Annotated in this window: 8 protein-coding genes; 5 read left to right on the plus strand and 3 right to left on the minus strand. The window is 63.0% G+C overall.

Annotated elements, in window-relative coordinates:
* Window positions 1-295 precede the first annotated feature (295 nt).
* Window positions 296-721: a DUF3775 domain-containing protein gene (locus tag EOA85_RS22980; protein ID WP_029350061.1), complete on the plus strand. Its 426-nt coding sequence runs from the start codon at window positions 296-298 to the stop codon at window positions 719-721.
* A 65-nt stretch (window positions 722-786) separates the two neighbouring features.
* On the opposite strand, the gene EOA85_RS39215 is transcribed toward EOA85_RS22980, so the two are convergent.
* Entirely contained in the window at window positions 787-960 is a 174-nt protein-coding gene (locus tag EOA85_RS39215) for a hypothetical protein (protein WP_163602972.1), read from the minus strand.
* Here EOA85_RS39215 and EOA85_RS22985 point away from each other — a divergent pair.
* The 4 genes from EOA85_RS22985 to EOA85_RS23000 all read left to right on the plus strand — a co-directional run bounded on the left by EOA85_RS22985 (window position 890) and on the right by EOA85_RS23000 (window position 5,055).
* The gene (locus EOA85_RS22985) at window positions 890-1,798 is read left to right on the plus strand and encodes an extensin family protein (RefSeq protein ID WP_163603107.1); all 909 of its coding nucleotides are present in this window, start codon (window positions 890-892) and stop codon (window positions 1,796-1,798) included. The genes EOA85_RS39215 and EOA85_RS22985 overlap by 71 nt on opposite strands.
* A 194-nt stretch (window positions 1,799-1,992) precedes the next feature.
* Window positions 1,993-2,793 (plus strand): extensin family protein, encoded by an 801-nt coding sequence (locus tag EOA85_RS22990; protein ID WP_127211284.1) that lies wholly within the window; start codon window positions 1,993-1,995, stop codon window positions 2,791-2,793.
* 88 nt (window positions 2,794-2,881) lie between these two features.
* Window positions 2,882-3,589 (plus strand): LssY C-terminal domain-containing protein, encoded by a 708-nt coding sequence (locus EOA85_RS22995; RefSeq protein ID WP_127211285.1) that lies wholly within the window; start codon window positions 2,882-2,884, stop codon window positions 3,587-3,589.
* Window positions 3,590-3,744: 155 nt separating this feature from the next.
* On the plus strand, window positions 3,745-5,055 hold the full coding sequence (locus tag EOA85_RS23000; protein ID WP_127211286.1) for a hemolysin family protein: 1,311 nt from the start codon (window positions 3,745-3,747) through the stop codon (window positions 5,053-5,055).
* A 62-nt stretch (window positions 5,056-5,117) separates the two neighbouring features.
* Here the strand turns inward: EOA85_RS23000 and EOA85_RS23005 are convergent, their stop codons facing one another.
* Together EOA85_RS23005 and EOA85_RS23010 are read right to left on the minus strand one after the other, a co-directional pair.
* Window positions 5,118-5,783, minus strand: a complete 666-nt coding sequence (locus tag EOA85_RS23005; protein ID WP_127211287.1) for an aldolase — start codon at window positions 5,781-5,783, stop codon at window positions 5,118-5,120.
* Window positions 5,780-6,796, minus strand: coding sequence for a LacI family DNA-binding transcriptional regulator (locus tag EOA85_RS23010; protein WP_127211288.1), 1,017 nt, complete (start codon window positions 6,794-6,796; stop codon window positions 5,780-5,782). Before EOA85_RS23010 ends, EOA85_RS23005 begins: the two co-directional genes overlap by 4 nt.
* Between the last annotated feature and the right edge of the window lie 138 nt (window positions 6,797-6,934).

The following is a 6,934-nucleotide window of genomic DNA, read 5'->3' on the forward strand; positions in this document are numbered from 1 at the left end:
ACCACCACCGCCTCCACCTTCACCGGCCGAAAACACCGGAACGGCAAATAGCGGCAGGGCGGCAACCGCCAGAACCTGGATCAGCAATCGTCTGCGCATCGAACCCTCCTTGAAGAATGACAATGCAAGACTAACGCCGGGCAAAAGCCGTTTCATCCCGGAAAAAGTCATGGCCATTGAACGCTTTTTGAACGGTCCGCGCCAGTCGGAAAATAGAAGTGCCGAACATGACGTGACGAGCGCTGCAAATTCGCTATCATCCAGCAAACGGCAACGGAGTATGCGGAGAAAGCCAGTGCAGCGGCGCCTTGAAAAGGAATGGGAGCTTTCGATCGGTCCCGACACCGTGCGCCTGTTCATTCTCAAGGCGAAGGCGCTGAGCGCCGCCGTCAACGAAGACTATGCCGATGGCGCCGAGCACGAGGTCGAACTCGACGGCGAGGCGCATGACAATCATCATCATGACGGTCTCGTCGAGGAAAGTTCCGAAAACCTCACCGAAGAAGAATTGCGCGAACTGATCAACGACCTCAATGTCGACGAGGCGGCCGAACTGGTCGCCCTGGCCTGGGTTGGACGCGGCGACTATGACGCTTCGGAATGGGCGGACGCGCTGGCGGCCGCGCGCGAGCGCGCCAACAAGCGCACGGCGAAATATCTGCTCGGCATGCCGCTCTTGGCCGACTGGCTGGAGGAAGGGCTGGAAGCGATCGGTGCGTAACACCGCGGTTACCGTTCGTGATCGGCCAAAACCCTCGTTCAGGCAACTTCCGCATTCGCTCACCGTTAACGGCGAATGGCGGCGCTGACCCCTCCCACATTGATCAGATTGGCCACATTGATCAGATTGGCCGGATTGAACAGATTGGCGCTACCTTTGGCGGCGGCGATGCTGTCCGCAGGATCGGCCCTGGCCCAAGCTCCGGAATTGCCTGAAGCCGTGCCTGTCCCGGAGCTCAATCAGCCGCAACCAGCGCAAGAAGCCGCGCCTGCCGACGTGCCGATCCCCGAACCGCGCCCTGCGGATGGGCCAAAGCCTGATCAACCTGCGACCGACAAAATGGACCAGCAGACGTCGGACCAGCATAAGGAAGCCCGGCCGGAGCCGCCGGCAATCGCTCCAACGCCGAGCGAAAAGCCCGCCGAGGCCGAACCACCGGCCGCCACCACGAAACCACCGGAGAAGCCGGCGCAAGCGCAGGAGAAAGAAATCCCTCCCGACCCGCGCTCGGCCTCTGTGCCGCAGGAAAATATGCCGGACGAGGAACTTGCTTGCCGGAGGCGGCTGAAGTCGATGGGTGTCGACTTCGAGGAACGCAAGGCCGAGCACGATGCGGCGGTCGGCTGCTCTATCCCCTATCCGATCGCGCTGAAGACGCTGGGCAAGTCATTGGATATCCATCCCGAAACCGAGCTGAACTGCCAGATGGCCGAGGCCGCCGCGCGCTTCGCTGCCAATACCATCCAGCCGGCGGCCAAGGCCGAACTCGGCGCCAATCTCAAGTCGGTCGGCCAGGCATCCGCCTATGTCTGCCGGCCGCGCCACGGCGGAGGGAAACTGTCCGAGCACGCTTTCGGCAATGCGCTCGATATCGCGAGCTTCACCTTGTCGAACGGGAGAAGGATCGACGTCGGCCCAGTGCCGCCGGAAAAGGACGCGAAATTCCTGAACGCGGTGCGCAAGGCAGCCTGCGGACCGTTCAAGACCGTGCTCGGCCCGGGCAGCGATACGGATCATTCGCAGCATCTTCATCTCGATCTTGCACCGCGCCGCAACGGCGGCACCTTCTGCCAGTGACGACCGACATGCGCGCCGCAATTTGGCCGCAGCCGTAAACGCGGCCGCTGATTTTTCCTTTACTCTTGGCGGTTAAGCTCTGTCTCATCTGATCATGAGCCCGAAAAGTGGGATCCGGTTTTCGGAGAAAGATCATGATCAAACAACGAGACAGAGCCTGATCGGGACCAGGCTCGGGGACAGGGATCTTGTCGATGGCCGGGATATTTCGCGCCGCGCTTGTCGCCGTGCGGCAAACCAGACGCGCGCGCATGATTCCCGGCGCGCTTGCCATCGCAGCGATCTCGGCATGCACCACCGGCAGCGTACTTTCGCTGGAACCGGCCGTCGATGTCGGAAGCCAGACATCAGCCGTTCCGAACTACGCGGGCATGCAGCGCCTCGTCCCCTCCACCCCATACATGACCGCCGCCTATCCTCGCATGGACGAGCCGATGGCGCCAACCGAACAGATGCCGGCCAGCGAGGTCGACTGCCGCAAGGAATTGAAGCGCCTGGGCGTCGTCTACACCGACCTTGCGCCGATCCGCGAAGGCCAGTGCGGCATCGACTATCCAGTCAAGGTCTCGGCTATCGGCAGCATCGGGATGAAGCCGGCCGCGACACTGACCTGCGACATGGCCGCCACCTTCGCCGGCTGGACCAGGAATGAACTCGTGCCCTCCGCCCGCTGGCGTTATTTCTCCGGCGTCAAGACCATTCGCCAGGGCTCGAGCTATTCCTGCCGCAGGATCGCCGGCGAAGGCGTGCTGTCGGAGCACGGCAAGGGCAACGCCCTCGACGTCATGAGCATCGAGCTCGGCAATGGCAAAGATATCGACGTGCGCAAGCCCGGCCTATTCGCCTTCCGCACGCGCGGCTTCCTCAACACTGTGCGCGCCGACGGTTGTGAGTATTTCACCACTGTGCTCGGCCCCGGCTACAATTACGATCACCGCAACCATTTCCATTTCGACATCAAGAACCGCAAGAACGGCTACCGCGCCTGCCGCTGAGCCCAAGCGATGCCCACTGCCCAAGTTCTGCGCCGCCGCGTAGAATGACGCTACATAAGGTGATGCCGTATCGCCTGGGTGGTATCTCGTGAGCCGACGAAGCCTTCGACGACGCGCAACGATCTGGCTGGTGGCGTTCTGTGCCGGCTATCTCGTGCTCGCCTATTTCGCCGCACCGGAATTCTGGACCCTGCGGGACCGCAACTTCCGAACGCAGCGCTTCGAGATGGTGACGCACACGCCGCAGGGCATTGCGGGCGATCCGATCAATGTCGGCATCGTCGGTACCAAAAAAGAGCTGGTCCACGCCTTCGCCGTCGCCGGATGGGACACGGCCGACGCCCTCACGCTGAAGACCGCGATCGAGATCGGCGAAAGCGTGCTGTTCGATCGGCCCTATCCCGACGCGCCGGTCAGCCGGTTGTTATTTGAAGGCCGTGCACAGGATCTCGCCTTCGAGAAGCCGGTCGGCGACAGTGCCGACCGGCGTCATCACGTCCGCTTCTGGCAGACAGATGCGACCGGAGACGATGGCCGGCCGCTCTGGCTGGGTGCGGCAAGCTTCGATCGCGGCGTCGGCCTCAGCCACGACACCGGCGCGATCACCCACCATATCGGTCCCGACATCGACGCCGAGCGCGACTTCCTGATCCGCGACCTTTCTGCCGCAGGCATGCTAATCTCGACCAGCGAGATATCAGGCATCGGTGCGACAAAGACCGGGCGCAATGGCGGCGGTGATCCCTATTTCACCGACGGCAAGGCGGTAGTGGGCGTGCTGCTGCAGTTGCCGTAGGCGCAAGACGAGCCGCTGGCCTCCGGCTCACGTCGCCCTGATCGAGCATTTTTCGTCGCCACCATGGGATGCCGTGTGAGATGGTTGCGCCCGCCGCCATGAAAAATGATGTCCATCTATTTTCGAAGACCTCACCGCAATGCTATTGACCCCTCATGCTTTACGCTGAAATCGCTATCGTGGTCGTCCTCATCTGCGTGAACGGCCTTCTGGCAATGTCCGAGCTTGCCATCGTCTCGTCACGGCCTGCCCGCCTCATGGCGATGATCGACCGCAACGTGACGGGTGCCGGACGCGCCTTGGCGCTCGGCTCCAATCCAGGCAAATTCCTGTCGTCCGTGCAGATCGGCATCACCCTGGTCGGTGTTTTGTCAGGCGCCTTTTCCGGCGCCACGCTCGGTGAGCGGCTGTCCGTGTTCCTGGCATCGACGGGCATCCGCGAAAGCCTTGCCGACCCGATCGGCGTCGGCATCGTCGTCGCCCTCATCACCTACTTCTCGCTCATCATCGGCGAACTGGTGCCCAAGCAGATCGCGCTGCGCGATCCCGAACGCGTCGCCGCCAGGGTTGCTCCGGCGATGACCATCCTTGCCACCGTCTCGGCGCCGCTGGTCTTCCTGCTCGACATTTCCGGCCGTGCTATGCTGTGGCTGCTTGGCCAACGCGGTGAAAGCGAGGAGAAGGTCACCGACGAGGAGATCAAGATGCTGGTCGCCGAGGCCGAGCATCACGGCACCATCGAATCCGACGAGCGGCGCATGATCGCCGGCGTCATGCGGCTCGGCGACCGCGCCGTCCGCGCGGTGATGACGCCGCGCACCGAGGTCGACTGGATCAACCTGCAGTCCGATGACGTGGCGACCCGCAAGCTCTTGATGGAGACCCAGCATTCGCGCCTGCCAGCCGGCGATGGCAGTGTCGACGCCATGATCGGCGTCGTCCAGACCCGCGACGTGCTGGCCGCGATGCTTGGCGGTCGCGCACTCGACCCGCGCCGGCACGTGCGCACCGCTCCCATCGTCCACGACCAGGCCGACGCGCTGGATGTCCTTTCGACACTCAAGGAATCCAACGTGCCGATGGCGCTGGTCCATGACGAATACGGCCATTTCGAAGGCATTGTCACCCCGGCGGACATACTGGAAGCCATCACCGGCGTCTTCCGGGCGGACCTCGACGTCGGCGACGAGGAAAACGCCGTCAAGCGCGAGGACGGCTCATGGCTGCTCGCCGGCTACATGCAGGCCGACGAGATGGCGGACGTTCTCGGCATCGACCTGCCCGAGAACCGCGACTACGAGACTGTCGCCGGTTACGTGCTGTCGCACCTGCACCATCTGCCGACGACCGGCGAATGCGTGGATGCGCAGGGCTGGCGCTTCGAGGTCGTCGACCTCGACGGCCGCCGCATCGACAAGCTCATCGCCACGCGCCTGCCCGGCGGCCATCGCGAAATCGTGCGCTAACAATCAACACGATGTCTGCGCCTGTTCGCAAGCAGGAATGAGCCTGTTCCGGTTAGGGTGTCCTAATGGTAGTGCCCGTCTTGCTCCGGCAAGGATATCCCGAAGACCCGCACCAAATCGGCGACCTGTTCCGGCGATAGGTAGCGGGGATTGAGGCCGCGCAACAGCAGATAGAGCTTTGCGGTTTCTTCCAGCTCCTCGGTAGCGAATACGGCGGCCTCGAGCGTTTCGCCCGCGACCACGGGACCGTGGTTTGCCAGCAGCACTGAGGAGTAGCGCCCGGCGAGGCCCTTGATCGCAGCGACAACCGCCGGGTCGCCTGGGCGATGATAGGACACCAGCGCGGTTTGTCCGGCGCGCATCAGGTAGTAGGGCGTCATCGGCGGCAGCACCGCCTTAGGATCGATTTCCGGCAGCATGGAAAGGGCAACTGCGTGTGTCGAGTGCAGGTGCACGATGGCGCGCGCCTCTGCCCTCGTCTGATAGAGCGCAGTATGCAATGGAATTTCCTTGGTCGGCGCATCGCCAGAGGTCAGCCGGCCTTGCGCATCGAGGCGTGAAATTCGGGCAGGATCCAGGAATCCTAGCGAGGCATTGGTGGGTGTGACCAGCCAGCCGCCATCATCGAGCCGCAGGCTGATATTGCCTGACGATCCCGGCGTCAGCCCGCGCTCGAACAATGAACGTCCGAAGCGGCAGATATCGTCCCTCAGCTTGGTTTCAGTCACGTCGTCGCTCCTTCAATCAGCTCGAACCCGATATCGACCACCGCGGATGGCCCATCGGAGCAGACGAGCCGTGCTCCGATCTCACCGACGGTCACTCGCGGCGTCAGGATGGTCGAAAGTGGCTGCGGCGCGCTTCTGGCTACATCGAGACCGTTGTAGCCGAAGATCGCCAGCCGGTCCGGTATCGTGATGCCGTGGGCGAGACAGTGGAAATAGCCGCCGATCGCCATGTCGTCGTTGGAGAAGTAAACCGCATCCAGATCGGGACAACGCTCCAGCAATCGAGCCAGCCCGTCGCGCCCGGCTTCGATCGAAGATGCGGCACGGATGATTTCTTCTCCGATGATGCTCAGCCCAGCTTCGCCCAAGGCCGCGCGAAACGCTGCGAAACGCTTGGCCGCGCGGAGGTCCAGGCTGAGGTCGTGGCCGACGTAGCCGATGCAGCGATAGCCGCGCGACATCAAATGCTGAGCGCTCACCCGGCCTGCCTTGCGGTTGGAAAAGCCCACGACGATGTCGATGCCCTCGCCATCGGTATCGAGCAATTCGGCCACTCTGATGCGGGCGTTCCGCAGCATCGCTCCGGTGCGCTCGGTGTGCTCGAGCCCCGCTACCATCATCCCGGCTGGGCGCCAGCTGAGGAGTGACTCGATGACGTTCTCCTCTCGCTCCGGATCGTAGTCGGTCACCGCGACGACAGGTTGGAAGCCGGCGCCGACCAGTACCGTATTGGCGCCGCGCAGCACATCCGGAAAGACGATGTTGCTTAGCGAGGGAATGACGACACCGACGAGCTTGGACCCCATGGAGGCCAGGGTTCCCGCGATCCGGTTTGGCACATAGCCGAGGCTCCGCGCGGCAGTGAGTACGCTCTCGCGTGTCTTGGTTGAGAAGGAACCATGCCCTCGCAACACGCGCGAGGCGGTGCTTTCGCCGACGCCAGCCGCGCGCGCGACGTCAGTGAGGGTTATCATCGCGCCGGTTTGCGTACCGTCTTCTGCTTCGCTCTGCATTCCGGTTTCTAGGCTCGATGCGTCGGTACGACTCCAATTCCTGACGCTTCTTTTGTCACATTCAGGCGCCGCACTCAACAGAATTTGGCAGCGCTGCCACTTTTGGTTTGGCAGCGCTGCCATTCTCGTGTTATGAGC

Source organism: Mesorhizobium sp. M5C.F.Ca.IN.020.29.1.1, assembly GCF_003997375.1.
In the GTDB taxonomy this organism is placed as follows: Bacteria; Pseudomonadota; Alphaproteobacteria; order Rhizobiales; family Rhizobiaceae; genus Mesorhizobium; species Mesorhizobium wenxiniae.